General features: G+C 43.5%; 33 protein-coding genes. 16 read left to right on the top strand and 17 right to left on the bottom strand.

Features of this window, described 5'->3' with window-relative positions; genetic code table 11:
- Window positions 1-185 precede the first annotated feature (185 nt).
- A complete protein-coding gene (locus QUB39_RS27995) occupies window positions 186-1,448 on the bottom strand; it encodes a lipid-A-disaccharide synthase (RefSeq protein ID WP_333212318.1) in 1,263 nt (420 codons plus the stop codon).
- Window positions 1,449-1,484: 36 nt separating this feature from the next.
- Here QUB39_RS27995 and QUB39_RS27990 point away from each other — a divergent pair, with 36 nt between their 5' ends.
- From QUB39_RS27990 to QUB39_RS27980, 3 genes are all read left to right on the top strand, one after another.
- Window positions 1,485-1,961, top strand: a complete 477-nt coding sequence (locus QUB39_RS27990) for an ankyrin repeat domain-containing protein (protein ID WP_333054080.1) — start codon at window positions 1,485-1,487, stop codon at window positions 1,959-1,961.
- Between the two features lie 218 nt (window positions 1,962-2,179).
- A complete protein-coding gene (locus QUB39_RS27985) occupies window positions 2,180-2,368 on the top strand; it encodes a hypothetical protein (protein WP_333054079.1) in 189 nt (62 codons plus the stop codon).
- A 9-nt stretch (window positions 2,369-2,377) separates the two neighbouring features.
- Window positions 2,378-2,839 (top strand): Uma2 family endonuclease, encoded by a 462-nt coding sequence (locus QUB39_RS27980; protein WP_333298287.1) that lies wholly within the window; start codon window positions 2,378-2,380, stop codon window positions 2,837-2,839.
- A gap of 80 nt (window positions 2,840-2,919) precedes the next feature.
- Here the strand turns inward: QUB39_RS27980 and QUB39_RS27975 are convergent, their stop codons facing one another.
- From QUB39_RS27975 to QUB39_RS27965, 3 genes are all read right to left on the bottom strand, one after another.
- A complete protein-coding gene (locus tag QUB39_RS27975) occupies window positions 2,920-3,972 on the bottom strand; it encodes a calcium-binding protein (protein WP_333054078.1) in 1,053 nt (350 codons plus the stop codon).
- A 251-nt stretch (window positions 3,973-4,223) separates the two neighbouring features.
- Window positions 4,224-5,261, bottom strand: coding sequence for a calcium-binding protein (locus QUB39_RS27970; RefSeq protein WP_333212321.1), 1,038 nt, complete (start codon window positions 5,259-5,261; stop codon window positions 4,224-4,226).
- Window positions 5,262-5,391: 130 nt separating this feature from the next.
- A complete protein-coding gene (locus tag QUB39_RS27965; RefSeq protein WP_333054076.1) occupies window positions 5,392-6,375 on the bottom strand; it encodes a calcium-binding protein in 984 nt (327 codons plus the stop codon).
- 535 nt (window positions 6,376-6,910) lie between these two features.
- Here QUB39_RS27965 and QUB39_RS27960 point away from each other — a divergent pair.
- From QUB39_RS27960 to QUB39_RS27940, 5 genes are all read left to right on the top strand, one after another.
- Entirely contained in the window at window positions 6,911-10,906 is a 3,996-nt protein-coding gene (locus tag QUB39_RS27960; RefSeq protein ID WP_333212322.1) for a magnesium chelatase subunit H, read from the top strand.
- A 120-nt stretch (window positions 10,907-11,026) separates the two neighbouring features.
- Window positions 11,027-13,114 carry a DUF262 domain-containing protein gene (locus QUB39_RS27955; RefSeq protein WP_333212324.1) on the top strand — a complete coding sequence of 696 codons (2,088 nt, stop codon included), beginning with the start codon at window positions 11,027-11,029 and terminating at the stop codon, window positions 13,112-13,114.
- 45 nt (window positions 13,115-13,159) lie between these two features.
- Window positions 13,160-13,498, top strand: a complete 339-nt coding sequence (locus tag QUB39_RS27950; RefSeq protein WP_333054071.1) for a type II toxin-antitoxin system HicB family antitoxin — start codon at window positions 13,160-13,162, stop codon at window positions 13,496-13,498.
- Between the two features lie 88 nt (window positions 13,499-13,586).
- A complete protein-coding gene (locus tag QUB39_RS27945; protein ID WP_333054070.1) occupies window positions 13,587-14,162 on the top strand; it encodes a Uma2 family endonuclease in 576 nt (191 codons plus the stop codon).
- Between the two features lie 93 nt (window positions 14,163-14,255).
- On the top strand, window positions 14,256-14,918 hold the full coding sequence (locus QUB39_RS27940; protein ID WP_333212327.1) for a Uma2 family endonuclease: 663 nt from the start codon (window positions 14,256-14,258) through the stop codon (window positions 14,916-14,918).
- A gap of 306 nt (window positions 14,919-15,224) precedes the next feature.
- Here QUB39_RS27940 and QUB39_RS27935 read toward each other — a convergent pair whose 3' ends face one another.
- Complete coding sequence (locus QUB39_RS27935; RefSeq protein WP_333212329.1) at window positions 15,225-16,595, bottom strand: NB-ARC domain-containing protein; 1,371 nt, start codon at window positions 16,593-16,595, stop codon at window positions 15,225-15,227.
- A gap of 172 nt (window positions 16,596-16,767) precedes the next feature.
- On the opposite strand from QUB39_RS27935, the gene QUB39_RS27930 reads away from it, so the two are divergent.
- Both QUB39_RS27930 and QUB39_RS27925 read left to right on the top strand, forming a co-directional pair.
- On the top strand, window positions 16,768-17,217 hold the full coding sequence (locus QUB39_RS27930) for a hypothetical protein (protein WP_333212331.1): 450 nt from the start codon (window positions 16,768-16,770) through the stop codon (window positions 17,215-17,217).
- Window positions 17,218-17,292: 75 nt separating this feature from the next.
- A complete protein-coding gene (locus QUB39_RS27925) occupies window positions 17,293-17,454 on the top strand; it encodes a hypothetical protein (RefSeq protein WP_333212333.1) in 162 nt (53 codons plus the stop codon).
- On the opposite strand, the gene QUB39_RS27920 is transcribed toward QUB39_RS27925, so the two are convergent.
- The 9 genes from QUB39_RS27920 to QUB39_RS27880 all read right to left on the bottom strand — a co-directional run bounded on the left by QUB39_RS27920 (window position 17,422) and on the right by QUB39_RS27880 (window position 19,911).
- Complete coding sequence (locus QUB39_RS27920) at window positions 17,422-17,772, bottom strand: type II toxin-antitoxin system PemK/MazF family toxin (RefSeq protein WP_190739752.1); 351 nt, start codon at window positions 17,770-17,772, stop codon at window positions 17,422-17,424. The genes QUB39_RS27925 and QUB39_RS27920 overlap by 33 nt on opposite strands.
- Window positions 17,769-18,023 carry a hypothetical protein gene (locus QUB39_RS27915; protein ID WP_333212335.1) on the bottom strand — a complete coding sequence of 85 codons (255 nt, stop codon included), beginning with the start codon at window positions 18,021-18,023 and terminating at the stop codon, window positions 17,769-17,771. Before QUB39_RS27915 ends, QUB39_RS27920 begins: the two co-directional genes overlap by 4 nt.
- Before the next feature lie 34 nt (window positions 18,024-18,057).
- A complete protein-coding gene (locus QUB39_RS27910) occupies window positions 18,058-18,207 on the bottom strand; it encodes a hypothetical protein (protein ID WP_333212337.1) in 150 nt (49 codons plus the stop codon).
- An 84-nt stretch (window positions 18,208-18,291) separates the two neighbouring features.
- Window positions 18,292-18,468 carry a DUF433 domain-containing protein gene (locus QUB39_RS27905; RefSeq protein WP_333212339.1) on the bottom strand — a complete coding sequence of 59 codons (177 nt, stop codon included), beginning with the start codon at window positions 18,466-18,468 and terminating at the stop codon, window positions 18,292-18,294.
- Window positions 18,469-18,548: 80 nt separating this feature from the next.
- A complete protein-coding gene (locus tag QUB39_RS27900; RefSeq protein ID WP_333212341.1) occupies window positions 18,549-18,761 on the bottom strand; it encodes a ParE family toxin-like protein in 213 nt (70 codons plus the stop codon).
- A 42-nt stretch (window positions 18,762-18,803) separates the two neighbouring features.
- Window positions 18,804-19,004: a hypothetical protein gene (locus tag QUB39_RS27895; RefSeq protein ID WP_333212343.1), complete on the bottom strand. Its 201-nt coding sequence runs from the start codon at window positions 19,002-19,004 to the stop codon at window positions 18,804-18,806.
- A 115-nt stretch (window positions 19,005-19,119) separates the two neighbouring features.
- The gene (locus QUB39_RS27890) at window positions 19,120-19,371 is read right to left on the bottom strand and encodes a type II toxin-antitoxin system RelE/ParE family toxin (RefSeq protein ID WP_333212345.1); all 252 of its coding nucleotides are present in this window, start codon (window positions 19,369-19,371) and stop codon (window positions 19,120-19,122) included.
- Window positions 19,368-19,610 (bottom strand): hypothetical protein, encoded by a 243-nt coding sequence (locus QUB39_RS27885; RefSeq protein ID WP_333212346.1) that lies wholly within the window; start codon window positions 19,608-19,610, stop codon window positions 19,368-19,370. The genes QUB39_RS27890 and QUB39_RS27885 overlap by 4 nt, the downstream gene beginning before the upstream one ends.
- Before the next feature lie 103 nt (window positions 19,611-19,713).
- The gene (locus QUB39_RS27880) at window positions 19,714-19,911 is read right to left on the bottom strand and encodes a hypothetical protein (protein ID WP_333212349.1); all 198 of its coding nucleotides are present in this window, start codon (window positions 19,909-19,911) and stop codon (window positions 19,714-19,716) included.
- A gap of 155 nt (window positions 19,912-20,066) precedes the next feature.
- Here QUB39_RS27880 and QUB39_RS27875 point away from each other — a divergent pair, with 155 nt between their 5' ends.
- From QUB39_RS27875 to QUB39_RS27865, 3 genes are all read left to right on the top strand, one after another.
- Complete coding sequence (locus QUB39_RS27875) at window positions 20,067-20,327, top strand: helix-turn-helix domain-containing protein (RefSeq protein ID WP_333112273.1); 261 nt, start codon at window positions 20,067-20,069, stop codon at window positions 20,325-20,327.
- A 36-nt stretch (window positions 20,328-20,363) separates the two neighbouring features.
- Window positions 20,364-20,498: a helix-turn-helix transcriptional regulator gene (locus QUB39_RS27870; protein ID WP_333212352.1), complete on the top strand. Its 135-nt coding sequence runs from the start codon at window positions 20,364-20,366 to the stop codon at window positions 20,496-20,498.
- A gap of 354 nt (window positions 20,499-20,852) precedes the next feature.
- Window positions 20,853-21,110, top strand: coding sequence for a BrnA antitoxin family protein (locus tag QUB39_RS27865; RefSeq protein WP_333212354.1), 258 nt, complete (start codon window positions 20,853-20,855; stop codon window positions 21,108-21,110).
- A gap of 50 nt (window positions 21,111-21,160) precedes the next feature.
- On the opposite strand, the gene QUB39_RS27860 is transcribed toward QUB39_RS27865, so the two are convergent.
- From QUB39_RS27860 to QUB39_RS27850, 3 genes are all read right to left on the bottom strand, one after another.
- A complete protein-coding gene (locus QUB39_RS27860; protein ID WP_333212355.1) occupies window positions 21,161-21,526 on the bottom strand; it encodes a type II toxin-antitoxin system VapC family toxin in 366 nt (121 codons plus the stop codon).
- A gap of 3 nt (window positions 21,527-21,529) precedes the next feature.
- Window positions 21,530-21,793: a hypothetical protein gene (locus tag QUB39_RS27855; RefSeq protein ID WP_333212357.1), complete on the bottom strand. Its 264-nt coding sequence runs from the start codon at window positions 21,791-21,793 to the stop codon at window positions 21,530-21,532.
- Window positions 21,794-21,985: 192 nt separating this feature from the next.
- Window positions 21,986-23,197 (bottom strand): glycosyltransferase family 2 protein, encoded by a 1,212-nt coding sequence (locus QUB39_RS27850; protein WP_333212359.1) that lies wholly within the window; start codon window positions 23,195-23,197, stop codon window positions 21,986-21,988.
- 123 nt (window positions 23,198-23,320) lie between these two features.
- Between QUB39_RS27850 and QUB39_RS27845 the strand changes: the two genes are divergently transcribed.
- The 3 genes from QUB39_RS27845 (at window position 23,321) to glcD (ending at window position 26,335) form a co-directional block, all read left to right on the top strand.
- The gene (locus QUB39_RS27845; protein ID WP_333054053.1) at window positions 23,321-23,713 is read left to right on the top strand and encodes a transporter; all 393 of its coding nucleotides are present in this window, start codon (window positions 23,321-23,323) and stop codon (window positions 23,711-23,713) included.
- Window positions 23,714-23,905: 192 nt separating this feature from the next.
- Window positions 23,906-24,790, top strand: coding sequence for a DUF6671 family protein (locus QUB39_RS27840; protein WP_333212361.1), 885 nt, complete (start codon window positions 23,906-23,908; stop codon window positions 24,788-24,790).
- Window positions 24,791-24,859: 69 nt separating this feature from the next.
- Window positions 24,860-26,335, top strand: a complete 1,476-nt coding sequence (gene glcD, locus QUB39_RS27835; protein WP_333212363.1) for a glycolate oxidase subunit GlcD — start codon at window positions 24,860-24,862, stop codon at window positions 26,333-26,335.
- Window positions 26,336-26,526 lie beyond the last annotated feature (191 nt).

The following is a 26,526-nucleotide window of genomic DNA, read 5'->3' as shown; positions in this document are numbered from 1 at the left end:
GAATTACAGTCAGAGATTTGTGGTGAACCCGCCCCTACGATACAAATCAAATTATTTCCTATTTTATTTATAAAATAGGGGAATAATGCAGATTGAGATTTACCGTTGGGTGGGGGCGGGTTTATTTAGATTATGAATTACAGTCAGAGATAGTTGGTGAACCTGCCCCTACCAGGTTTTATTGATTATTGCACCTCAATTTCTTCACAAACCAATTCAGCAATTTTTTTCGCCGCCCCCGATTCTCCTCGAACCGCACGCAAACGATCGCCCATTTGTGCTAATTTTTCAGGATGGCTCAAATAGTCGATCGCCAATTGAGCAATTACTTCCGGTTCCAGCTTCCCAATTAACTCCGGCACAATCTCCTCCTGTGCCCAAATATTCGGCCAAGCATAAAGCTTTCCCTTTCCCAATTGCCAGATTAGCCAATTAATCGCCGTAGCAAAAACTGAACCGACTAACGGCAAATTAGCCAGCAAACCGGGCAAACCATCCCAAGCTTTCATCGCATCCAATTGCTGCGTGGGTATCAAAACAATCATCGGTACGGCTAACGAACCCAATTCGGCAGTATTCGCTCCCACAGTAGTTAAACACAGGCTGCATTCTGATAGCAAATCGTAGGCGGGCGTCTGCGTCCAAAGTTCTACTTGCAAGTTATTTGCTGTCTGCAAAAACGGCGTTTCTGTTAAATGAAGTTCGGCGCTAGCGTTCTCAAATAAATGCAGGCAAGGATTTTGTTCCGGGTTGGCAAAACGTGCTAGAGTTTGCACATCTAAGGTAGGAGCAACGGGAATTACAAAGCGAGTTTCAGGGCGAAGGCGATGGATGGATTGGGCGATCGACAAACATAACGGTACACCTAAAGCTAATTTTGCCGCTTTAGAACCGGGCAACAATCCAATTAATTCTATTTTCCGTAGGGGCGGTGCCCCCGTCCCCGCCCTGCCCGATTTCCCGTTCCCTACTTCCGCGATCAAATCTCCAACAACTGTAAACTTATTAGCATAATTTTGGGGAATTTTAGCAAAAACTTCTGGTTTCATCGCCGCAAATTTATCAATCCAGCGATACCAGCGCGCGTCCCATTCAGCATAAATAACAGTGCGATATTTTAGCCTTTTTCCAATAACAACCGTAAAAAATTGATCGCCGCCTAAAAACAAAACAACTCCTGTTTCATACCAATCCCAATTTCCAGCAGTTTTGCCCGATAATAAGAATGGAAAAAAATGCTCCGGTGCTTGCACTCTGTCAACTTCTGGGTAGGAAGATGCGATTTGTGCTTCTTTCCCGGTGGCGTGCGGACAGGGGGACAGCACCACAGAGATTCGCGCTTGAGTGCCCGCGTTTGCCAATTGCTGGCGCAAAGCTTGCACGGCGGGACGCACCCAAGTTGCCAATTCTCCGGGGCCGTTGGAGAGGATTAAAATATCTACTGCCATAGGATTTAAGATTTGAAAGGATGCAAGGGAGAATTTATGACAAATTTAATTGATGCCGTCAAGACGGGTGATGTTGCCGCTGTAGAAAGTGCGATCGAACAGCGTGCAGATATCAATGCCAAAGATGAGGAAGGTGCGACGGCTTTGACAACTGCGGCTGAGGCTGGCAATTCGGCGATCGTCAAAAAATTGCTGGCGGTTGGTGCGGATGTCAACAGTCAGGATAATGACGGGTGGACGCCGTTAATGAGTGCCGCTGCTGCCGGACATACGGAGATTGTACAGCTTTTGCTGGAGGCGGGGGCGGATGTGAATGCTAAAACTAATTTTGGTTTGACGGCTTTGATGAGTGCTGCAGGTAGCGGGCGCACTCAAGTTGTGGAATTTTTAATCGATAAAGGAGCTGATATCAAAGCGTATGATAATAATACTTGGACTGCCTTAATTTGGGCGTCTTCCGAGGGTCACAAAGATGCGGTTGAGGTTTTGAAGCTAGCGCGCGATCGCCATTAGAACTATTGCCAAAATACAATGCACCCCACCCCAACCCTCCCCTTAGTAAGGGGAGGGGGCAAGATTATTCTTGTTTCCCCCCTTAATAAGGGGGGACTAAGGGGGGTGAATTTGACTTTTGCCACATATAATAGATTAAAAACTTAGAAACCGGGTTTATTCGAGAAACCCGGTTTCTGGAGGGTACAATTAATGAATAAATTTGCCCTTTTCCTATCATGGTACTGTTCGATCGAGAAATGCGTTTGCCAACTAGCGCCGAACTTCCTTCTTCGGATGATACTCCTGTGGATAACGAAAATCAAAACTTTCTTCCCAACTTACTGTTATTCTTGCTCAAATTTCACTGGCTGCAGCGGAACGACTGGTTTTTTGCCGTGGATATGGGAGTTTATCACACGACGTGAGTAAGTCATCTGGTTCCAATCGTTCCTGACGGCTTCTTGAGTTTGGGTGTCGAAAGATTCAAAGGCGATACTTTGCGCCTTAGTTACGTCCTGTGGGAAGAAAATAATATTCCCCCGATTTTTGCCCTAGAGATTGTTTCTCAAACTTACGGCGGTGAATACGATAAAAAAATTGATATTTATGCCCGGTTGGGCGTGCTGTACTATGTGATTTACAATCCCTACTACTGGCGACGAGACCAACATCAACCGTTTGAAGTTTATCGTTTGGTAAATGGCGAGTACGAACAGCAAATTGGTGAACCTTTCTGGATGCCGGAAGTGGGTTTAGGCATTGGTCGAGGTCGTTACAGCGATGGGGAAACACCGTTGGAGGTTTTGTACTGGTTTGACGAACGAGGTAGTAGGTATTTGACGGCTGAAGAATTGGTAGATCAATATCGCGATCGCTTCGGCGAGTTGCCGGAATAGGCAAGTGCGATCGCCCATTTTTTGAAAGTGCGATCGTAGCAACAGCACACCAATGCCACCCCCGAATAGGTGCGATAATTCTATCCAATTAAAAGTGTTGCAAAAGGCGATTCTGGTAATAGATTCAACTTGAGATTTCCGCCACCTTCAATAACCGCGATCGTGTCAAAGCGACTAACTTGAGTAACTCCATTTTGAAAATCGGTTGGAAAGCCGTTCGTTTGGATAGCTAAATCTCGATTATTGTTGATCGGAACAATCAAGAATTGCTCTAAATCATACCCTGCTAGCTGGATGCTGTCCTGACCTTGGGTAAAGTTCCGAATAGTAGCAAAACCCGACCCGATGTAGAACTGTGCGATTCCGGCCGGGTTCCCCTTACTGCCTACTAAAGGTGTACCAAGTACAAATGTATCGCGGCCACTACCGCCAAGGAGAGTATCGAATTCATTGTTGCCGTCACTTTCATAATTTCTACCGGAACCAAAGCCATTACCTGTACCTAAACCTACTTCAACTCCAATTAATTCAACTTTCCCCATCCCGGAACCAGTCAGGATGTCATTCCCGGAAGTTCCGACAAAAGTAGCAGACCGATTTGGCTCGTTTTTGCCGAAATTGACGTAATGTTCGCGACCAGTTTTCAAGGCTCCCGATTCTACAAACGGCAGAATGTCGAGGTTTTTTTGTAAGTATTCCGGTTCCAATAAAGAAGTCCCAAACTGACCGTCTTTGATGCCGAATTCAATGAAATGCTGGTAGCCATTTTTAAAAGTTCCATTCTGAATAAACGGCTGCAACTGTCGGTTATTTGCTACATAAAACGCTTCGTCATACTCAGCGGATACGCGAGTGCGACCTTCTTCGTAACCGAACTGGATAAAGTGGTCTAGCCCGGTCGCAAAAGGCGCATTTGGGTTGTTGGGGGTGCGGACTAAGGCAGCGATGTCGGGGTTGCCCGCAAGGTAAGTAGCTTCGTCAAAATATCGCGATACTTTAGTTAAGCCCCCGGCTTGACCGAATTTTTCAAAGTGTTCTTTTCCAGATTGGATAACTCCTGCATCAATGGCTGGTTTCACCCAAGGATATTGAGCAAGGTAGTATTTTTCGTCAAAAATTGCGTAATTAGCCATGTTTTCCCACTGCGGCTTTAATGAGCTGTTTATGCAATTTATCAATAATCTGAAACTGAGACAATTACCTGATCGGGTGATTTTTTCCAAGTGTCAGTCAAATCTCATTTAAGCTCTATAAAGATGTCGTAATTCATCGTTGTTTATTGGAGAAAGTAAAGTGCGATCGCGGAATGCGAGTTGTTGGCATAGGAAAGTGCGATCGCACTCCCCAGCAGCAATCAGGCAAATCCTGAATACCTTCGATATTTCTACCCAAGTAAAGCTCTAAAAAAACTAGAGTCTGGTAATGGATTCAACTTGAGATTTCCGCCACCTTCAATAACAGCCAGCGTGTCAAAGCTACTAATTTCTGTAACTCCATTTTTAACGACGGGCAAGCCGTTGGTTTGAATAGCTAAATCTCGATTATTGTTAATGGGAAACACCAATAATTCCTCTAAGGAAGTCCTTACTAGCTGAATATTATCCTGACCTTGGGTAAAGTTCCGAATTGTCGCAAAACCCGGCCCGATGTAGAACTGTTGGAGGTTCGACAAGCCCCCCATCGTGCCTAGTGGCAACTCTGACAAGTCGCCGAGCACGAATGTATCGCGACCGCTACCGCCAATTAGAGTATCGAATTCATTGCTGCCGTCACTTTCATACCGTCGAAGGCCCCTAGGGGCTTCTACTTCAACTCCAATTAATTCGACCTTCCCCACCCCTAAACCAGTGAGGATGTCATTGCCGGAAGTTCCGACAAAAGTCACCGGCCGACCGGTCGGATCGAATTGCCCAACCTTGAAATAGTATTCGCGAGGGGTTTTCAAGGTTCCAGATATGATCAGCCCAGCGGCCTCGTTATTGAAGAATTGTGGTTCAAAGAAAGAAGTAGGCAACCGACCGTCTTTTACCCCGAATTGAATGAAATGCTGGTAGCCATTTTTAAACGTTCCATTCTGAATAAACGGCTGCAAATCTCGGTTAGTTGCTACATAAAACGCTTCGTCATACTCAGGCGATACGCGAGTGCGACCTTCTTCGTAACCGTATTGGATAAAGTGATCTAAGCCTGTAGCAAAAGGCGCATTTGGATTGTTAGGAGTGCGGACAAAGGGTTTAAGCTCTGGATTTCCCTCAAGGTAAGTTTCTTCGTCAAAATACCGCGATATTTTGGTGAGGCCGGCGGCTTGACCAAATTTTTCAAAGTGTTCTCTTCCAGATTTGATGATGCCTGCATCAATGGCTGGTTTCAGCCACGGATATTGCGAAAGGTAGTATTGTTCGTCGAAGATATCGTAATTCATAGTTGGCTGTTTAAAGTAAAGTGCGATCGTACTTTTTTATAAAACCATCGCCCACCACCAATAAAAAATCATTAATCATCAGCCTGAGCTAATGACTAATGACCAATGACTAATGACCAGTGACCAATGACTATCCAATCAAGAAAGTACCATTACCGTTAGATTCTTGGAAGCTTAAACCCAAGCTTGCTCCTCCTTCAATCACGCCTAGCACGTCTCCAAAACGCTGGATTGACAAATTGCTACCAACCGGAGTCAGGCTGTAGCCGTTTAAAGAAGTTCCTTGCAGTTGGATAAAATCGCTTTCTATGTCGAAGTTGCGAATGGTAGCTTGACCGTTACCCAAATACAGCGGTGTCGGGGTGACATTCCCGGCTGTAGCAGGAACTCCGAGTACGAATCTATCAGCTCCCGGACCACCAATCAGGACATCGAATTCATTTGTGCCAAAGCTTTCATACTGCCGATTGCCTTGGGGATCAATACCTACTTCCACTCCCACAAGTTCGACATCGCCCACGCCCACACCAGTTAAAACATCGTTGGTACGGGTGCCGACAAAAGTCGCGTCGCGGGCAGGCTCAAATTGTCCAAAATTGAAAAAGTGTTCGCGCCCTGTTTTCAAGTTTCCAGAGTTGACAAACGGCACGATGTCGGGGTTTTCTTTTAAGTATTCCGGTTCAAAAAATGAAGTCCCAAACCGACCTTCTTTTGCCCCGAATTGAATGAAATGGTCGAAGCCTGATTTGAAAGTTCCGTTTTGAACGAACGGTTGGAGTTCAGAGTTGTTTGTTAAATAAAAGCTTTCGTTGTATTCGGGTGATACTTGGGCGCGGCGCTGTCCTTCATCGTAACCGAACTGGATAAAGTGATCGAGGCCTGTAGCAAAAGGTGCGTTTGGGTTGACTGTGCGGACAAAGGCTGCGAGGTCTTGATTCCCAGCAAGGTAAGCATTTTCGTCAAAATAACGCGATACTTTGGTTAGACCGCCGGCTTGACCAAATTTTTCAAAGTGTTCTCTCCCAGATGAGATGACTCCGGCGTCAATGGCTGGTTTGACCCAAGGATATGAAGCCAGGTAGAATTGTTCGTCGAAAATTGCGTAGTTAGCCATGTTTTCCCCCTAAAGTTTTGATGAGTTTGATCGTGAATATTCATTAGTTTTCGATGAACTGGAGCGCCGATCAGGAATTTACACCAAACGGACGTTATAAAATGGTTTTAAGTTCCTGGTATAATATCACTTTTTGTGACTCAGCAATTATCCGAAGGCTACATTATGCCTTCAAAAATTATACCTTTTTCCCCTCAGTTAATTGCTCTATCGCAAGTGTGATCACTTCTACAAAAGTGGGAACTTTTTTCAGGATTTTTTTCTCAATTTTTTGTTAATTTTAAATTATTTTTATCCTAATAATTAATCGTATACATATAATCACAATAAAGTCAAGTAAACTTTTGTAAATAAAAATTGGAGTATTTGCTCAAGGAATTTATAAAAAAATGTAACGAAAATTTGACCTAAATTTGTCGAATTGTGTCATGTGCAGGCTCAAATCGCCTAATGGCAAGCGTTTTCTGGTAAAAATGCTTATGGGATAAAAAAATTCCCGATTCCCGAAAACAGCATCTTAAAGGAGCCTAACCGGATGTTCACTCACGTCAAGCCCACCATTCGCCACGTTGTGCCGGAAAACTTGCAGGGGCGATCGCTCATGAAGGTGGTCTATGTCGTACTGGAACCGCAGTATCAAAGCGCCCTGTCGGCAGCGGTTCGATCGATAAACCAGAAAAATCCGAATTTGGCAATAGAAATCAGCGGCTACCTGATCGAGGAACTCCGCAGCCCGGAAAATTACGAGGCCTTCAAGCGGGATGTGGCGGATGCCAATGTATTTATTGCTTCTCTAATTTTCATCGAAGATTTGGCAGAAAAAGTTGTAGCGGCGGTGGAACCGCTGCGCGACAGCTTGGATGTCGCCGTCGTCTTCCCGTCGATGCCAGGGGTGATGCGACTCAATAAAATGGGCAGTTTCTCGATGGCACAGTTGGGACAAAGCAAAAGTGCGATCGGCGAATTCATGAAAAAACGGAAGGAAAAATCCGGGAGTTCCTTCCAAGACGGAATGCTGAAACTGCTGCAAACTTTGCCGAAAGTGCTGAAATATTTGCCCATCGACAAAGCCCAAGATGCCCGCAACTTCATGCTGAGTTTCCAGTATTGGCTGGGAGGTTCCCAAGAAAACTTGGAAAACTTCCTGCTGATGCTGTCACATAAATATGTCTTCAAAGGCCAGTCACAGCCGACTTTCCAAGAACCTGTTGTCTACCCAGACATGGGAATTTGGCATCCTTTGGCATCGTCGATGTTTGAAGATGTAAAAGCATATCTGACTTGGTTTAATGCCCGTACAGATATTTCTGCGGATCTCAAAGATCCCCTCGCACCCTGCATTGGTTTAGTGTTGCAACGCACTCACTTAGTCACGGGAGATGACGCGCACTATGTAGCAATGGTGCAGGAATTGGAGGCAATGGGGGCGCGGGTGGTGCCGATTTTTGCCGGCGGTTTGGACTTCTCGAAACCTGTGGAAACTTTTTTCTTGGAAGTCGGGGCAAAAGGTGTGACACCTCTGCCGATTGTTGATGCGGTGGTTTCTCTGACTGGTTTTGCTTTGGTGGGCGGCCCGGCGAAACAAGATCACCCGAAGGCGATCGAATCTTTGAAAAAATTAAATTGCCCTTACATGGTGGCTTTGCCGCTGGTTTTCCAAACGACGGAAGAATGGGAAGATAGCGATTTAGGCTTGCACCCGATTCAAGTTGCTTTGCAAGTTGCGATTCCTGAGTTGGATGGTGCGATCGAACCGATTATTGTGTCGGGACGCGATGGCGCAACTGGCAAGGCGATCGCCCTGCAAGATCGAATTGAAGCAATTTCCCAGCGCGCCATGAAATGGGCAATGCTGCGCCGCAAACCAAAATTAGATAAGAAAGTTGCGATCACAGTTTTCAGTTTTCCTCCAGATAAAGGCAACGTCGGAACAGCAGCTTACTTGGACGTTTTCGGCTCGATTTACGAAGTATTGAAAGCCTTAAAAGGTAATGGTTACGACTTGCCAGAATTGCCGGATTCCGCCGAAAAACTGATGCAAGAAGTCATCCATGACGCAACAGCCCAATACCAAAGTCCCGAATTAAATATTGCTTACCGGATGTCCGTAGCTGAATACGAAGAATTCACTCCTTACTCGGAACGGTTGCAAGAAAATTGGGGGCCGCCTCCGGGACATTTGAACAGCGACGGACAAAATTTGCTGATTTTTGGCAAACATTTTGGCAATGTGTTTATCGGAGTGCAACCTACTTTTGGATACGAAGGCGATCCGATGCGGTTGTTATTCTCTCGTTCTGCTAGCCCGCACCACGGTTTTGCTGCTTACTATACATATTTGGAGCGCATTTGGGGTGCGGATGCGGTGCTGCACTTTGGCACTCATGGTTCGCTAGAATTCATGCCCGGTAAGCAGATGGGAATGTCTGTCGATTGTTATCCTGACAGTTTGATCGGCAAGATTCCTAACCTCTATTATTACGCTGCTAATAATCCGAGTGAGGCAACAATTGCTAAGCGCCGCAGTTATGCTGAAACAATCAGTTATCTGACTCCTCCGGCTGAAAATGCTGGGTTGTACAAAGGTTTGCAGGAACTCAGCGAGTTAATTGCTTCTTATCAAACTTTGAAAGAGACTGGGCGCGGTGTGCCGATTGTGGATGCGATCGTCGAAAAATGCCGTTTGGTGAATTTGGATAAGGATATCGCGTTACCTCCCGAACAAGAACGAGGGGTTGCTGCGGATATGACTGCCGAGGAACGGGATAATTTAGTTGGCTTGGTTTACCGCAAGTTGATGGAGATTGAGTCGCGGTTGTTACCTTGCGGTTTGCACGTGATCGGTAAGCCGCCGACTGCTGAAGAGGCGATCGCAACTTTGGTTAACATTGCCAATTTAGACCGGGAAGAAGACGGATTAATCAGTTTGTCGCGGATTATTGCTCAAAGTCTCGATCGCAATATTGACGAGATATACACCAACAACGACAAAGGCATTTTAGCAGATGTTGAATTGTTACAAAACATCACCTTAGCCTGTCGGGATGCTGTTGGCGCTTTGGTGAAGGAACAAACTGATGCTGAGGGTCGAGTTTCCCTGGTTTCCAAGTTGAATTTCTTCAACATGGGCAAGAAAACACCTTGGATTGAAGCCTTGCACGCAGCGGGTTACAAAAAGGTCGATCCAGAACTGATTAAACCGCTGTTTGAGTATCTAGAATTCTGCTTGGAACAAGTTTGCGCCGATAACGAATTGGGCGCATTATTGCGCGCCCTAGAAGGCGAATACATTATCCCTGGCCCAGGCGGCGATCCGATTCGCAACCCGGATGTTTTGCCGACTGGGAAGAATATGCACGCTTTGGACCCGCAGTCAATCCCCACCACAGGGGCGATTAAGTCTGCTAAGGTTGTAGTCGATCGGCTGTTAGAAAGACAGCGCGTTGATAACGGCGGAAATTACCCAGAAACCATCGCCGTTGTGTTGTGGGGAACCGACAACATCAAGACTTACGGCGAATCCCTCGCCCAAGTAATGTGGATGGTGGGAGTGAAGCCAGTTCCCGACGCTTTGGGCCGGGTAAACAAACTCGAATTGCTTTCTTTAGAAGAGTTGGGACGCCCTCGGATCGACGTAGTAATTAACTGTTCTGGCGTATTCCGCGACTTGTTCATTAACCAAATGAATTTGTTAGATAAAGCCGTGAAAATGGCAGCGGAAGCCGACGAACCGTTAGAAATGAATTTCGTCCGCAAACACGCATTGAAGCAAGCGGAAGAAATGGGAATCAACCTGCGACAAGCAGCAACCCGCGTATTTTCCAATGCCTCTGGTTCCTATTCATCTAACGTCAACTTGGCGGTGGAAAACAGCACTTGGGAAAGCGAAGCCGAGTTGCAGGAAATGTACTTAACTCGCAAATCCTTCGCCTTTTCTTCCGACAATCCCGGAACAATGGAACAAGACCGGAAGATTTTTGAATCATCCTTGAAAACTGCGGAAGTCACCTTCCAGAACTTGGATTCTGCCGAGATTTCCCTAACCGACGTGTCGCACTATTTCGACTCCGATCCGACTAAATTGATCGGCAGTTTGCGCGCAGATGGGAAGAAACCGACATCCTTTGTTGCTGATACCACCACAGCCAACGCGCAGGTGCGGACGCTATCAGAAACAGTGCGTTTAGATTCGCGCACAAAGCTGCTGAATCCGAAGTGGTACGAGGGGATGTTGTCGCACGGTTATGAAGGCGTGCGGGAGATTTCTAAGCGTCTGGTGAATACGACTGGATGGAGTGCGACGGCGGGCGCTGTGGATAATTGGGTGTATGAGGATGTCAACACTACGTTTATCCAAGATGAGGAGATGCAGAAGCGTTTGCTTAACTTAAATCCTCATTCGTTCCGCAAGATTGTCAGCACTTTGCTTGAGGTGAATGGCCGGGGTTATTGGGAGACTTCGGAGAACAATTTGGATCGTCTGCGTGAGTTGTATCAGGAGGTGGAAGACCGGATTGAGGGGGTAGAATAGGATTGTTTGGGGCAGGCCTCTGGGCCTGCCTCTTGACTATGATTAGAATATTCCACTTGGTAGCGATACCTGTGGCTTAAGTGACGAACAAATCTTTAGATATATTTGGAGTGATTGGCAATGAAAGCAGATAGTTGGAAAATTGCCAAAGTTTTCAGTTCCGGTGGTGAAATTCATTATGTTATGCCCCACTTTCAACGCCAATATAGTTGGGAAAAAACTGAATGGGAAGTGTTATTAAAGGATGCGATCGCAATTTATGATGAATACGATCCCGAAAAAGAACCAGAACATTTTATAGGATCTCTGGTAGTCATCAATCATGGAACACGCGGCATAATGACAGCTTTTAACTTGGTTGATGGCCAGCAACGTTTGACCACCTTATCCTTACTATTTCTTGTTTTGCGGGATATTATCAAGCCCACCGATCAAAAGCTTGCTAAGAAAATCAATAAATTTGTAGTCAATTCAGATGAAGAAGGCGAAGGTGATGTTTATTTTAAACTTTTACCAACCAATAAATATGGCGATCGCCAAGCTTATCAAGCGATTATTTTAGAAGAAAATTATAAGCAATTTACTGAATCTGGCATACCTAAAGCTTATAATTATTTTCTTCCCGAAATCGAATCTAAAGTTAAAGAAGGTGAACTAGATATTGGTAAGTTTTTTACAGTATTACAGAACTGTTTTCAACTTGTTTTCATAGAACTTAATAAAGATGAAAATCCTTATCATATTTTTGAAAGTCTGAATGCCAAAGGCAAACCGTTAACTCAGGCCGATTTAGTCCGCAACTATATGGCGATGATGTTACCAACATCTCAGCAAGAAAATGCTTTTACTAAATATTGGGAAAAAATTGAGGGATTATTGCAAGAAAAACGAATAGTTGGGAAATCAGGGATGGGTGAATTAACGGCTTTTCTTCGGCATTATTTAGCAATGGAAACGAGAAATCTTTGTGCCGAATCCCATATTTATGCACGATTTCGTGATTATTGTAAAAAATTAGATGACCAAGCATTTGTCCTAGAAATTGCTAATCTCCTAAAATTTGCTGAATATTATGACAAACTACTGCGACCTGACAATGAAGACAACGAAAATATTAAAATAGTATTATTGCGCCTCAATACTTTCGACCTTTCTACTGCTTATCCGTTTTTATTAACGCTCTATAATGAGTATAAATCTCAAAAGATTGATCGTGAGGAGTTTATCGAATGCTTAAAATCACTAGAAAATTATTTGGTTCGTCGGTATATTTGTGGAAAACAAACAAACTATCTTAATAAAATGTTCCCCTCCATTTGGAAAGATGTAGAAGCAATGAAAAATGAAGATGAAGAAATCACTTTGCCAGAAGCTTTGCAAAAAGTTTTGATTGCCAAGCAATATCCTAATGATAATGATGTTAGACAATCAATTAAAAGCCGTCAACTTTATGAGAAAAACACTCACAAAATATGTCTTGTTATAGAAACAATTAATCGCCACTTGTCTAAGGGAAAAGGTGGGTTTACTGTCCTTGATCAAAAATCAACTATTGAGCATATTTTGCCACAAACGTCAAGCGAAGATTGGGAGAATGAACTTGGAGGTGAATTTCAACAAATCTACCGAGATTATTTACATACCTTGGGGAATTTAACTTTAGTTACTCCTGAGTGGAATTCACAACTTTCTAATTCATCATTTCTGGTGAAAAAGCAAAAACTGGCTGAACACGCTTTGCGAATTAATAGTGACTATTTTTCTCAAAGTATTAACCGATGGGATGAAAAAGCTATTCTCGAACGAGCTAATTTTCTCAGCATTAAGTTTATCGAAATTTGGCCATCTCTTGGAGAACATGAAGTATTTCCTACTCGCACATCCGGTAAGCCAAAGTTGATTAAAATCTGTGGTGACGAAATTCCACTTCCTAAGCAAACCTGGCGACAAGTTACAATTCAATGCTGTGAGTGGGTGATTAAAAATAGATCGGATCGCTTTGAAAAGGCTAGAAATTTACTTAAACCTCATTTCCAAGAGAATCGCCCGGATAAAAATAGTGATGGAAATGAATGGCAGAAGTTAACAAATGGATATTGGGTTAATTTACACAAACCTGCGAAGGATCATAGAAAATTTTGTCGTCGTTTTCTAGAAGCAGTTGGGATCTCAGAAGACGATTGGAGTATCGAATATGTCAGTGATTAGGAATGATTATTTATAGTTTTGTTAAAAGGAAGAAGTATTACAACCATGATGACTTACAAAGGTTACAGTGCTAACATTGAAGTAGATTTAGCAGCCGAAATTCTTTTCGGACGAGTCCTCGATATTAATGACGTAGTGACTTTTAAAGCACAAACTATTGAAGAAGCTCGCCAAGAATTCCAAAATTCGATCGATGATTATCTAGACTTTTGCAAAGAATTAGGACAGGAACCTGATAAACCATTTTCAGGTAAACTTCCCTTCCGCACTACTCCCGAACATCACCGCAAAATCTTTATTGCAGCAAAGAAGGCTGGCAAAAGTATTAACAATTGGATGGATGAGGTTTTAATTAAGGCGGCAGAGCAAGCAATTAACACTTAATTAGCTTAGGATTGCGATCGCCCTCGCAACTCAGTCAATATGCTACAATCCCCAATAAAGGTCATTTAGCCCGCGATAAAATACCGCTATGACTACCCTCACCCTCAATCTAAACCCAATTATTAAGCTGACAGACGAGCAATTTTTTCAACTCTGTCAGGAGAATGAAAATATTAGATTGGAACGCACAGCGCAAGGAGAATTAATTATCATGTCACCAGCAGGAGGGGAAACTGGAAGCAGCAATGCAGGATTAACAGCACAGATTTGGATTTGGAATCAGCAGAGTAAACTGGGTAAAGTTTTTGATTCTTCAACAGGGTTCAAACTTCCTAATAATGCAAATAGAGCGCCTGATGCTTCTTGGGTAAAATTAGAACGCTGGGATGCACTAACTTCCGAACAACAAAAGAAATTTCCCCCCATTTGTCCTGATTTTGTGGTTGAGTTAATGTCTCCCAGCGATAGTTTGAAAGACACTCAGGATAAGATGAAAGAATATCGAGATAACGGTGCTGTTTTAGGTTGGTTGATTAATCGCAAATCACGGCAAGTAGAGATTTATCGTCAGGATCGAGAAGTTGAAGTGTTAGAATCTCCAGCCACTGTATCAGGTGAAGATGTTCTCCCCGGATTTATTTTGAATCTTGAATCAATCTGGTAATGTACGCGCGTGCGAAGCTATCCCGCAGGGAATCGCACCTGTCCAATGTTTAAGAGAGTAAAATAGAGTTAAAGTTCTCGTGGAGTATTTGCAATGGTTCAAACCCAGGCGTACAGTAAAGAAGAGCTTGCAGGTTCTCACCTGATTTTACATGATATCAGTTGGGAAACCTACGAACAGTTGTTAGAAATATTTGCGGAACGTTCAACGCCGCGCATGACTTACTATCAGGGAACTTTAGAACTCATGGTACCTTTACCAGAACATGAGAGGTATAGCTGGACTCTCGGTAGGCTAATTGTAGCGCTGTCTGAGGAAATTGGGATTGAAATTATGGGATTAAAATCATCTACTTGGCGTTCGGAACCCAAAAAAGCTGGTAACGAAGCTGATGAATGTTTTTATATCCAAAATGAAGCTTTAATGCGGGGAAAGTTAACTATCGATCTCAAAAATGACCCGCCGCCAGACTTAGCTGTGGAAATGGATTTGACTAGCTCATCTATCAATAAAATGGCGGTTTATGCGGAACTTAAAGTGCCGGAGGTTTGGATTTGGAAGAAGGGGAAACTAATAATTAATATTTTAAATGATACGGGTTATGTCGAGTCGGAAACCAGTTTGGCATTTGGCTCGTTTCCTGTCAAAGAACTGGCACAGTTTATGCACCTAGACTCAGACAAGGGAGAGAATGCGAGAATTAGAGAGTTTCGGGAATGGGTGCGATCGCACTTACAGCATATTCCAGGTTTGTGAAGTACACCTCAGAAACCGGGTTTCTTTACAGTTCTAGCCTTTAAACTGATTCTGTTCAAGAAACCCGGTTTCTCTGTACTACACATATATGGAATATGCTGTAAATTAAATCCGGGTTTGTTACCTCGACATCTTGCACCATTTTTAATAACCTGTAGGGGCGGGTTCGCCAATAGCCTGAAAGATTGCAGACAGATTAAATAAACCCGCCCTCGTCCCCTACTCCCCACGAATAACCCTGTCTGGTAAAATAAAGACGGCGGTTGAAACCGCTTCTACACCAACAAAGTCCGGATGGTGCGCGGACTAAGAATACTGAGTTTTCACATACTGTTTCACCACTGAATTCAAACTAAACAAAGTTATCTCTTCCTGTTCCTGCGTATCTAATAAAAACCGATTTCCAAGAGATCGCACTGCATTTACTATTTCTGACGGCGAAAATGGTATTTTGTTGAAAATTTGCGACACAGCAACGGGTTCAAGTTGATTAGCCAGGTGAACCATCACTGCTAACTCTGCCGCAGTCAAACGCCCAAAAGGTTGAGATAACTGAGATTGCAACCCTTCATCTAAAATCGGCATCTCGCACTGCAAAAATTCAGAAACTCTCCCCCCAAATAACTCTTGAATCAGCGTTGCAGTGAACTCCAACCACAGAGGATTGCCTTGATAAATGTCAATCAAAGTTGACCATGTTTCCTCATCGAATAACTTTTGGGAGTTCAAAATTTCTTTAGCTGCTTCTCCTAAACTTCCCAATACAAGACATCGCACGGGATGATTATCTTTTGATAATCTGGCAATTTCTCGGGGTTTTTCCCAACTATTCAATATCAAACAACTTTGATGACAAACTTCGGCAATTAGTTTAAAAAATAACTGATAATCTTCATGTCCAGTTTTATATTGTCCCGCTAGTTGTCCGCTGCCCAAAAGCATCTGTACGTCATCGAGGACAATCAGACATCGGTTTTTTCGCAGGTAATCGAGGATTTTGGCGATTTTGGTTTCGATGTTTTGGGGAATTTCTGATTGTTGGGAAAAGATTTGCAGCAGGTTGGTGAGGGTTGGATCGAGGGTTGGGGAAAAGCGGAGGCTGCGATAGATGACGTAATCGAATTGGGTTTTGATGCGATCGATCAGGCTTAGGGAGAGGGTTGTTTTGCCGATGCCGCTAATACCTAAAATGGTAATGAGGCGAATCTCTTGATTAATTACCCAATCTTTGAGAGTAGAGAGTTCGTTATTTCGGCTGTAAAAATAGGGAAATTTAGGGGCGTTATTGAGGTGAAGTTTAGGGCTAAATATTTTTTGCTTTGAGGGTGAGTTATTTTTGGGATGATTAGTTTTGTTACAGACGCTAATGTTATTAGTAACCCCTACAATACCACTAACAATTACACCAGAAACTTGATTAAAATTTGTTTTTTCTAAAATAGCTTTAACGTTAGCTTTTCTAACCTTTTCTCCTAATAACTCAGACAAAAGTTTCCATAAATCAGAAGCGGTATCACCGACATGACTTTCACTATATCCAGATTTGATAGCAATTTCAGAATAAGTTTTATCTTGTAAAGTACCTTCTAAAACAGATTTTTGTATAAAATCCAGATGTGACCCTGTTTTCTCAAAAAGTAGCTCATCTAAAATATCAACAACCTGGGCTATGTTCATAAATTAAAAAGATGTGATAATTTTAGTCATTATATCATAAGTTTCCTAAGTTTCCTAAGTTTCCTAATTTAATTGTCATTATTAAGTCCCGAAGTTTCCTAAACAGGTACTTGGTTGATGTAGTTTAGAATATTTTAAAACGTATGTATCTTACCACACAGGAGTTTTTTAAATGAAAATTAAAACTTTTGTAATATTAGGTTCCCTGTTTGCCAGTTTGGGATTTTTTTCAGCAACAACAGTATTAGCTCAAGGCAAAATTGTAAATTATCAAGGGAAACAATATCTTGTACTACCAAAAAGTGAAGAACTAGGACCAAGTGTGCGCTGTAGCCGTGATGGTGAAAGCTGCTATTCTTTAGGTATAGTTGATTGCAACGAAACGGCGTGTATATATGGATTGTCTCTGATCACTACGAGAACTATATTTCATAACCCTATCCATGCAGATGCTTGCTGGCGTGTCGGTTCTACCTATGAATACATCCTTGCAACCAGTGGTGTTGACTGTAGAATATATGGAGTGTCTAATCGAGTAATTCAAGAAAAAATGAGGCAGGGAGAAGATACTAAAAGAAGATTAGATGATGCTTATCGAAGGCTTCGAGAATTAAGCAATTAATCAGGTGACTTTGCACTAAATTACCTTCAGATTCAATAGGGTGATCCGTCCCTCAAACTAAACGTAGATTGATGTTTGCGTAGTTCAAATAAAATCACAGGCGATCGCCCTGATTTTCCCAAAGTGCGATCGCCCTTATCTTCCCAAAGTGCGATCGCCCTTATTTTCCCAAAGTACGATCGCCCATCTCTTCCTCAAGTGCAATTAAACTTGACCAGGCAAATCCAACGCAATTAATAAAGCTTGATTCAGCAGAAGTATTGCTTCATCACTAAGCATTCCTCGTAAACTCAATAAACGAGATTTAGATAATACCCGTACTTGATCTGCCATAGCGATAGAATCATTGGTTAATCCACCGTCGGGAGCTTTAATTAATACCTGAGTGGGATAAACTCGTTTACCAGTTTGATAAGTAGTGCAGGGAATAGCCAAAACTACAGGGCTATATGTATTGATTGTAGCTCGACTAACGATGATAACAGGACGGGTTCCTCCTTGTTCAGAACCCTCAACAGGTTCAAGTCTAGCATCATAGACTTCTCCCCGGTTCATACAGGAGATTCTCCCAATTGCAACGCTTCCCAACTCGCTACCGCAAACTCAGCCTCCATCTGTAGCACTTGAGCTTGATACTCTGGATCTTGTACCATTTCAATCAGTGCTGCATCAATTTCCGATCGTTTACCCTGAGTTTGGGTTGTTACCCGATCGCGCATCAATGCTGACAATACTTCTAAAAGCTGCTGTTGCTCGTCAGGAGTGAGATTTTGAGCCTGACTCAGTACCTCGCTATAAGTAGACATAGGCTTTATGTTGAGATTTTTTGGCTGATTGTTATTATAGCAATTTAGGATCGAGGGAAGTGCGATCGCCCTTATTTTCCCAAAGTGCGATCGCCCTTATCTTCCTCAAGTCCGATCGCCCTTTTCTTTCCAACACCAAACTAATTAACACCCTATCTAAGCGGTTTTCTAAACCGATGTCCATCAGGTTCTACAACCACAAATGCCCCTTTTAGTTCTACTTCAGAGTAATTTTCTATAACTCCTCCTAGTTCCTTATGAACTTCATTTAACGCAAGCACGCCCGAATATCATCCATTTCCAGATCGGGATAGTAGTCTCGGATAATTTCTCCAAAAGAAAGCCCTTCATTTAGTAATTCGAGAACGCTCTGTACAGTAATGCGCGTACCCATTATGCAAGGCTTACCGAAGTGAATTTGAGGGTTGACGGAGATTCTGTCCATTTTGACCACGCAGCTCTATGTCTCTTCTATTTTAAGTCATCAGGTAGGCGATCGCAACCTGTATTTTTTCACCAGTGGCATTATTTACCAATCAGCCGATCGTACTCTGCGTGCGTACCAATCCAAAACCACAAAATACCTGTTTTAATTTCAATACCCAACGCCCGATAAGCTTGTCCGGCCCTTACAGACCAATAATTACCAACCTTCTTAAAATGCAGAGAAGGATGAGACGGATCTGCCTTCAGCAACTCATAACACTGATCTGCTGTAGCTTGTACACTTGATGGCAAAGCATTGTAACAATCCCAAAACTTTCTCCTTCGTATAGTGCATTAAATCGCTCGATAATTACCACTCTCACAATCTGCGATCGCTTCTGCTGCTAAAGCATCCAGTTTACCCTCAGCAATATCTTTCTCTAACTGAACATCCCATCGTTGGTAATCCAAATTTAGAAACCACTCTAACAACTCTCCAATCTTGTTGGGCGGAAGTTGGAGAATCGCATTTTCTATCTGTTCAAGAGTCAACATAGGCTATCTTAACTTACACTAAAGTTCGTTGATTTTTTTGCTGGTTATTTATTATATCTCAATTCGGGATTCGGGGAAAAGCGATCGCCCTTATCTTCCCAAAGTACGATCGCCCTTATTTGTAAACATCTCCCCTAGAATTAATCGCAGTCACAACATATACTTGGTTCTCCCTGTCTTCTACAAAAAGTATCCGATATTTACCGACTCGCAGCCTTAATTCAGGACGACCTTTAAGTTGCTTAATGTCAAGCCCTCTATCGTCACTTACTAAAGTATCTAAAGCATTGACAATTCGTACTTGGTCATCCGGTTGCATTCGCGATAAATAGCGTTCTGCTGCTTTCAGGAAAATGTAGTCAGTCAATTGTTTTCTGCAAATAGCTTCAATTTGAGTTCTTGGGAGGATATCCCCCGATCGCGACCAGCTTGGTAATCTTGCCAAGCAGCCTCGCTCTCTGCTATTTCTTCTGCTGAAATTACTTCATCATCTTCGGCAACTTCTTCCCGTAACTGAATCATCTTTTTCAAGTCTTCTAATAACCGCAGTTGGTCTGCAAGCGTGAGGCTTTTAACTTGATTCAGTACCTTGCTATAAGTAAACATAGACTTGGTTGTAAGAGTTTTTGCTTGCTCTCTATTATATCTCCATTTAAAATTATGGAAAAAGCGATCGCCCTTTTATTCCCAAAGTTCGATCGCTCTTATACTATCTTGCACAATTTGTTAGCTGTTGCGAATTCACCTCAAAGGCGATCGCAAACTCCGCTTGCGGCAGCAATCTTTTGATAATCCGCAAGTGTTCCTCGGCATCGTTTCGGCGGCGAAAACGCGCCACAGTCAGGCGTTGCAGGTTGGGCAGGTGGCGGTAAATCACCCACGGGTAAAGTTGTTGTTTGTAGTTCATCCTAGTTCTGCAATAGATTGCGGACAAAATGAGACACTAGAAAGGCAGGACAAGTTAACCCCTAACTAGCTTTTAGTGGTTTGTCCTCTCTTAGTTACTTTAACGCCATTATGACGCGCCATTAATTGTATGTCAATATGACGCGCCAAATTTTTATGAAAAAAGACAGAAGGCCTCAAGATAGTGATTCACCAATAGAGACGCTGAGAATTGAGCGGACGCAGCTTTCTCAGGCGGAATTTGCGGTGCAGTGCGGTATCCCCTTGCGAACTTATCAGCGGTGGATTTCCGGCGAAACAGAAGCAAAACCAACGCCTCGGCAGTGGAAAACCATGATGCGATTGCTACAAATTGAATCAGCCCTGGAAATTCCCGATGATTTCGGACCGATCGCTGTGAAGGAAAATGAAGATTAGAAAACCATCGCTTTCTGGGCGATCGTACCCGGTATTATGACAAAGCGAAGACAACCTCAAGAAGAAGCTGGCGAATCACCGCTGAAAAAGCTCAGAGATGAGTTAGGAATGTCCCAAGAAGAATTTGCTAGGCAAATTGGGACATCGGTACGCACTGTGAGTCGCCCTTAAGCCGGAGATAACGTGCCGACATTCACAATTGCCCAGATGAAAGCTTTGGCAAATTTTTTGCGATCGCGCGGGTTAACTCTTGATGACCACGAATTTCAAAGGTGGTACCCGCCACGTGATTTATCCGTGGAATCAATCCAAAATCTCAAACTTGTGCTGAGCGAAGTCGAAGTATCGAAAATCAGAAGAGCCCCCGCATTTATCCGTGGGGTCGCCTCTAAAATCTAAAATCTAAAATCTAAAATCGATTGACTTGCCCGATCGCTTTGGCCCGCCTGAGTGAGTATCCGATCGCCCTTTATGCTATCCTATAAGTATATACGCTTTGTATATACAGTTTTAGGCACTTTGAATATGACTATCTCGCCCAAACGACTTGAAGAATTAGAAAATATTCCAGAATCTGCGATCGATACATCTGATATTTCTGAATTAGATGCGAGTTTCTGGTCACAAACAAAACAGGTAAAACCACTGACCAAACAAGCTATTTCTTTAAGAGTTGATAGCGATGTATTAGATTGGTTTAAAAGCCAAGGAAAAGGCTATCAATCTCTAATGAACGCTGTGCTGCGCTCTTATGTTGAACATCACGTAAAAAGCAGTGAATAAATAAATGTGCGATCGCCCTGATCTTCCCAAAGTGCGATCGCCCATCTTTCTTAAACCTCAAACGGGTTAATCAGTGTGAGTTCAGCAATCCACAGAAAATCCCCTATATTTCTTGTTACTAAAGTTCTGTCATATACCAAAGCCGTTGCCGCAATAATAGCATCCCCAAGTGTCATGCTCCTTATCTCTCGCAACAGCACTGCGCGATCGAGTACAGTGTTAGAAATTGGTACAACCTCCACCACACCAAAGAATTCCTCAAAGTACAATCTATACTCTTCAGTTAGCCGATGATAACCCAAGACTTCAAGGTAACTTATTGCCGACACAATTATGTCATTTTCGCCAATAAAATGCCTAATCTGCGAGTTTTCTGGCTGGGAAGCGTAGATAATAATATTACTGTCTAGCAACATTCATTATTCATCCCTACCTGGAAGTGGACGGTCTTGACGCAAATCTCGCTGCCATTCCACTGGATCGCTAATATCAGCAAATACATTGTTTGCTGCAATTTTTTCCAATACTTCAACTATTCTATGACGGCGAAACTCCGCACTTAAAGTCGATCTATCTTCTTGTAAAGTAACGTAAACTCTGACAGGCCTATCGCCCTGTGTTGGAACCTCATTAACCCATTCTAAAAGGTTTCCCTTTAATATAGCCTCAAATATTCGCTGCATAGCTAATATCAACTATTCTTTATTTTTAATATTATAACAATTTTGAGCATTAAAGCTACCTGTTTGATTATACCAGATAGTCTGAAATTTTGGTCCTGCGGCCCTGATTTTCCCTGCAGTGCGATCGCCCTGAACTTCCCCTGCATTGCGATTTAGTTTTGAGGAATAATGTTGCCAGTAACTTTAATGTGATCACCTACGCTTCAAGCTCAGCACGCTGAGAAAAAAGCTCGACAAAACCATCTGCAAACCGACAGTCAGGCAAGTGAGCGAGGGAATAACCAAACGCAGAGTTTTAGAAGGGTCGAGAGTACCAAAAGCCGTTTCGCTCCAGATAGTTAATGACAAGAACGAGCCAACTATTCCGATTAAAATCAGCGTGACTCCGACAATCAATCCTGTCTCTAGGGTGACATAGCGAAATATTTTGTTTAGTTTGGGGTCTTCGGGCAGGAATTTCTCGCTGATGGCGAAAACTTTGGTGAAAAAAGCGAAAGTTACTGCTTGAAAACCGATGATAATTGCGATCGCACCATAAAGCAGCGTGTGTACATCAAAGCTGATACTCCCAATCTTTTGAGTACCGGGTAACAGCCAAATGCTAACAATTAGACCCCAAATCATCAGCGCAGTACCCGGATACAAAAACAGCCACCGAGGACTGTAAAGCAGCAAAAATCGCAGGTGCCGCCAGCCATCTCGCCAAGTTCTCAAGTGCGGCGGCCGGCTGCGGCCGTCGGGAGAAAGTACGGTTGGAACTTCAGTTATCCGCAGCTTGTATACAGAGGCCTTGACCACCATTTCGCTAGCAAATTCCATCCCCGTTGTTTGCAAGTCGAGTTTCAAAATTGAGTCTCTCCTAAAACCCCTGAGTCCGCAGTGAAAATCGCCGACGGGACTTGCAAAAAATAGCCGCCCAACCCATGTCAGCACCGGATTTCCTAAATATTTGTGCAGCGGCGGCATTGCACCCGGTTTGATGCCCCCTTGAAAGCGGTTTCCCATCACTAAGTCGAAACCTTCTCGCAATTTGTTGACAAAAAAGCCGAGGTTGGAAAAATTGTAGCTGTCGTCAGCATCGCCCATGATAATATAAACTCCGCGCGCTGCAATGATGCCTCCCATCAGGGCGCTGCCGTAGCCTTTGGCTGCTACGGGCACGACTCTCGCTCCCATTCTGGTAGCGATAGCTTGAGAACCGTCAGTGCTGCCGTTGTCTGCTATGATGACCTCGCCTGCAATATCAAGTTCGCGCAGGGACTTCTGTGCCTTCTCGATGCAGATTTCTAAAGTTTCTGCTTCGTTCAGACAAGGCATGACTATCGATAGTTCTAGAGTGTATTCTCCGCTTGGGTTGGTCTGCTCTGCCATATATTTGTTCGACTCTCGATCGCGATCGACCATACTTGATTTTCCCGTATCTCTGCTTAAAATATTAGTGGTGAATAAAACCTAGCCAAACTTAATTAAAGTTTTTCAGGTTTTTGGGAACGGCAATTTTTGATTGTACTATAGGTTCGTAAATTTATGAATAGAAGCGTTTTTCTGTTATTGCTTGCCGCAATATTGTGCGGCGTCGCAGGTCAATTTAGTCTGAAGGCAGGAGCTAAAATATTAGGGCCCATTGGCGCTGCTAATTTAATAGAAAAAATTATAGCAATGGCTACTCAGCCGTTGATAGTAACTGGTCTTTCTTTGTATGCAATTTCTTCGATCGGCTTTATTGTAGTTTTGTCGCGGGCAAACCTTAGCATAGTCTCGCCTTTACTGTCAATTAGTTACCTATTTACTGTTTTAGGTGGCAAACTGATATTTCACGAGCCTTTGCCGCCGCTGCGGTTGGTAGGCGTGGCGCTAATTATGACGGGAGTAATTTTTGTACTCAGAGGTCAAGCTGGGGGAGTGACTGGAGGCAACTAATACGATTTTAGATTTTAGATTTTAGATTGACGATTGACGATTGGAGAATTTTAAATTAAGTCCACAGGTGAATATCACGGATATTTAACTGAGTTCTAAAATTTAGATTCGGAAGTTAAGTCAGGGTTTCTATCGGTTGTGGGGCGGTGGAAAGGGTGTATGTGAGTTTTTTTCCTAAAATAATGCTGCTGTATGTCTAATATTTATGAGCCTGTGAATCCCAATCAATTATTGAGAGATCGCACCGCAGTTCTTGCTACCATGCACCAAAAAGAACGGGTGATGGCTCCCGTTTTGGAACGAGAATTTGGCGTAAATATTCTAGTACCTGCGGCGCTTGACACAGACAGTTTCGGCACATTCACCAGAGAAGTTAAACGCTTAGGAACACAAATAGAAGCGGCTCGCCATAAAGCACAAAAAGCCCTAGAAATTGCGGGCGAAACTCTTGCCTTTGCCAGCGAAGGTTTTTTCGGCCCTCACCCAATGATGCCCTATCTGCCAGCTAACAGAGAAATCGTAATTTTATTAGATCGAGCCAACAATCTAGAACTCATCGGCGACTCTTTCTCGGTTGAAACTAACTACAGTCACCAGTTAGTTTCCAGTATAGAAGAAGCAGATGATTTTGCTAAAAAAGCTGGATTTCCCGAACACGCACTGGTGGTTATAGTTGGCGATGCTGCCCTCGGTAACGGCGAAATTGTCAAGGGCATTAAGACAGAAAAACAACTTTTTGACGCTGTGACAGCAGGCTTAAAAAAATCGTCAACCGGCAGAGTTCACATCGAAACAGATATGCGGGCGATGTACAATCCAACTCGGATGAAAAACATCGAAAATGCAACTCTGGATTTAGTTAAAAAATTTAAGCAATTCTGCCCGGAGTGCGGTTGGCCGGGATTCGATATTGCTGAGACGAAAATCGGATTGCCCTGCGAACTTTGCTATTTTCCGACTCAGCTAGTGCGATCGGCAATCTATAAATGCAAAAACTGCGGTTATACTAAAGAAAAACTATTTCCCGACGGTCGAGAGACTGCCGATCCTTCCCTGTGTCAATATTGCAACCCTTAGAAAAATAATTGGCTAAACTTAGTAAAATTTGTCACAATATTATTGATAGTTCCCTAATTAAATTCACTAATGATAGCCGTAGAAACAGAACGCAACTGGAAACCCGTTATTAAAGAATTCGAGGCTGTAGTCGGCAAAAATGGCGTCGTACAGCGCCGCGAAGAATTGATTGTCTACGAGTGCGACGGACTCGCCAGCTATCGCCAGCGACCCGCCGTGGTGGTATTGCCTCGAACTACAGAGGAAGTGGCGCAATTGGTCAAAATATGCGATCGCAACTCAATTCCCTGGGTTGCTAGAGGCGCAGGCACCGGCCTTTCCGGCGGCGCTTTGCCTGTAGAAAACTGCGTGCTGATTGTCACTGCCCTGATGCGAAAAATCCTGAAAGTAGACTTAGAAAATCAGCAAGTAGTCGTGCAACCGGGAGTAATTAATAACTGGGTAACGCAAGCAGTTAGCGGCGCTGGTTTCTACTACGCGCCAGATCCTTCCAGTCAAATTATTTGTTCGATTGGCGGCAACGTTGCCGAAAATTCTGGTGGCGTTCACTGCCTCAAATACGGAGTCACAACGAATCACGTTTTAGGATTAAAATTGGTACTTCCCGACGGTTCAATTGTCGATGTCGGTGGCGAAATTCCCGAAATGCCCGGTTACGATTTAACTGGTGTATTTGTCGGTTCCGAAGGCACTTTAGGAATCGCCACAGAAGTTACTTTGCGAATTCTCAAAGCGCCGGAATCTATTTGCGTTCTCCTAGCCGATTTTTCCAGTATAGAAGCAGCGGGCGAATCGGTTTCCGATATTATCAGCGCTGGCATTATTCCCGGCGGCATGGAAATCATGGACAACATCAGCATCAATGCTGTGGAAGATGTGGTGGCAACTGGATGTTATCCCCGCGATGCGGCGGCAATTCTCCTCGTAGAAATCGACGGTTTAGAAGTGGAAGTTGCCACAAACAAACAGCGAATTGCTGATATTTGCAAGCATAACGGAGCACGAAATATCACCACGGCAACTGACCCGGAAACGCGCCTAAAAATTTGGAAAGGGCGGAAAGCTGCTTTTGCTGCGGCGGGTCATCTCAGCCCGGATTATTACGTGCAAGACGGCGTAATTCCCCGAACGCAAATGGCTTATGTTTTGAAAGAAATTGAGGGCTTGAGCGAGAAATACGGTTATCGGATTGCGAATGTATTTCACGCGGGAGATGGGAATTTGCACCCGCTGATTCTGTACGATAACTCGGTAAAAGGTGCGCTGGAAAAGGTGGAAGAATTGGGCGGGGAAATTCTCAGGCTTTGCGTGAAAGTTGGGGGAAGTCTTTCGGGGGAACACGGCATCGGTGCTGACAAGAAGTGTTTTATGCCGGATATGTTTTCGGAGGTTGATTTGGAGACGATGCAGTGGGTGCGTCAGGTGTTTAATCCGAAAGGTTTAGCGAATCCTGGGAAGATGTTTCCGACGCCGAAGACTTGCGGGGAAGCGGCGAGGGCTAAGGTTGAAACTTTTAAGAAGTTGGAGGGTGCGGAGGTTTTTTAATTCGCTTTTTATGCGGGTAATGTGAGCAGAAAAACACCCTGAAGTTGTTTCTAGAATGGGGAGGCAGAGCCTCTAAGGAATCAGAATTAAATAACTTCCACTCTTGAAAGTGGGATGGGCGTCCCGCCCGTCCTTTTTGGAAGTGCGGGACGCCCATCCCACAATAACAATTAAAAATGAAATTTATTTAA

This window comes from Microcoleus sp. AT8-B5, assembly GCF_036705565.1.
Lineage (GTDB): Bacteria > Cyanobacteriota > Cyanobacteriia > Cyanobacteriales > Microcoleaceae > Microcoleus.
Note: the sequence above shows the minus strand (reverse complement) of the source record. Positions and strands in the feature narration are given on the sequence as shown.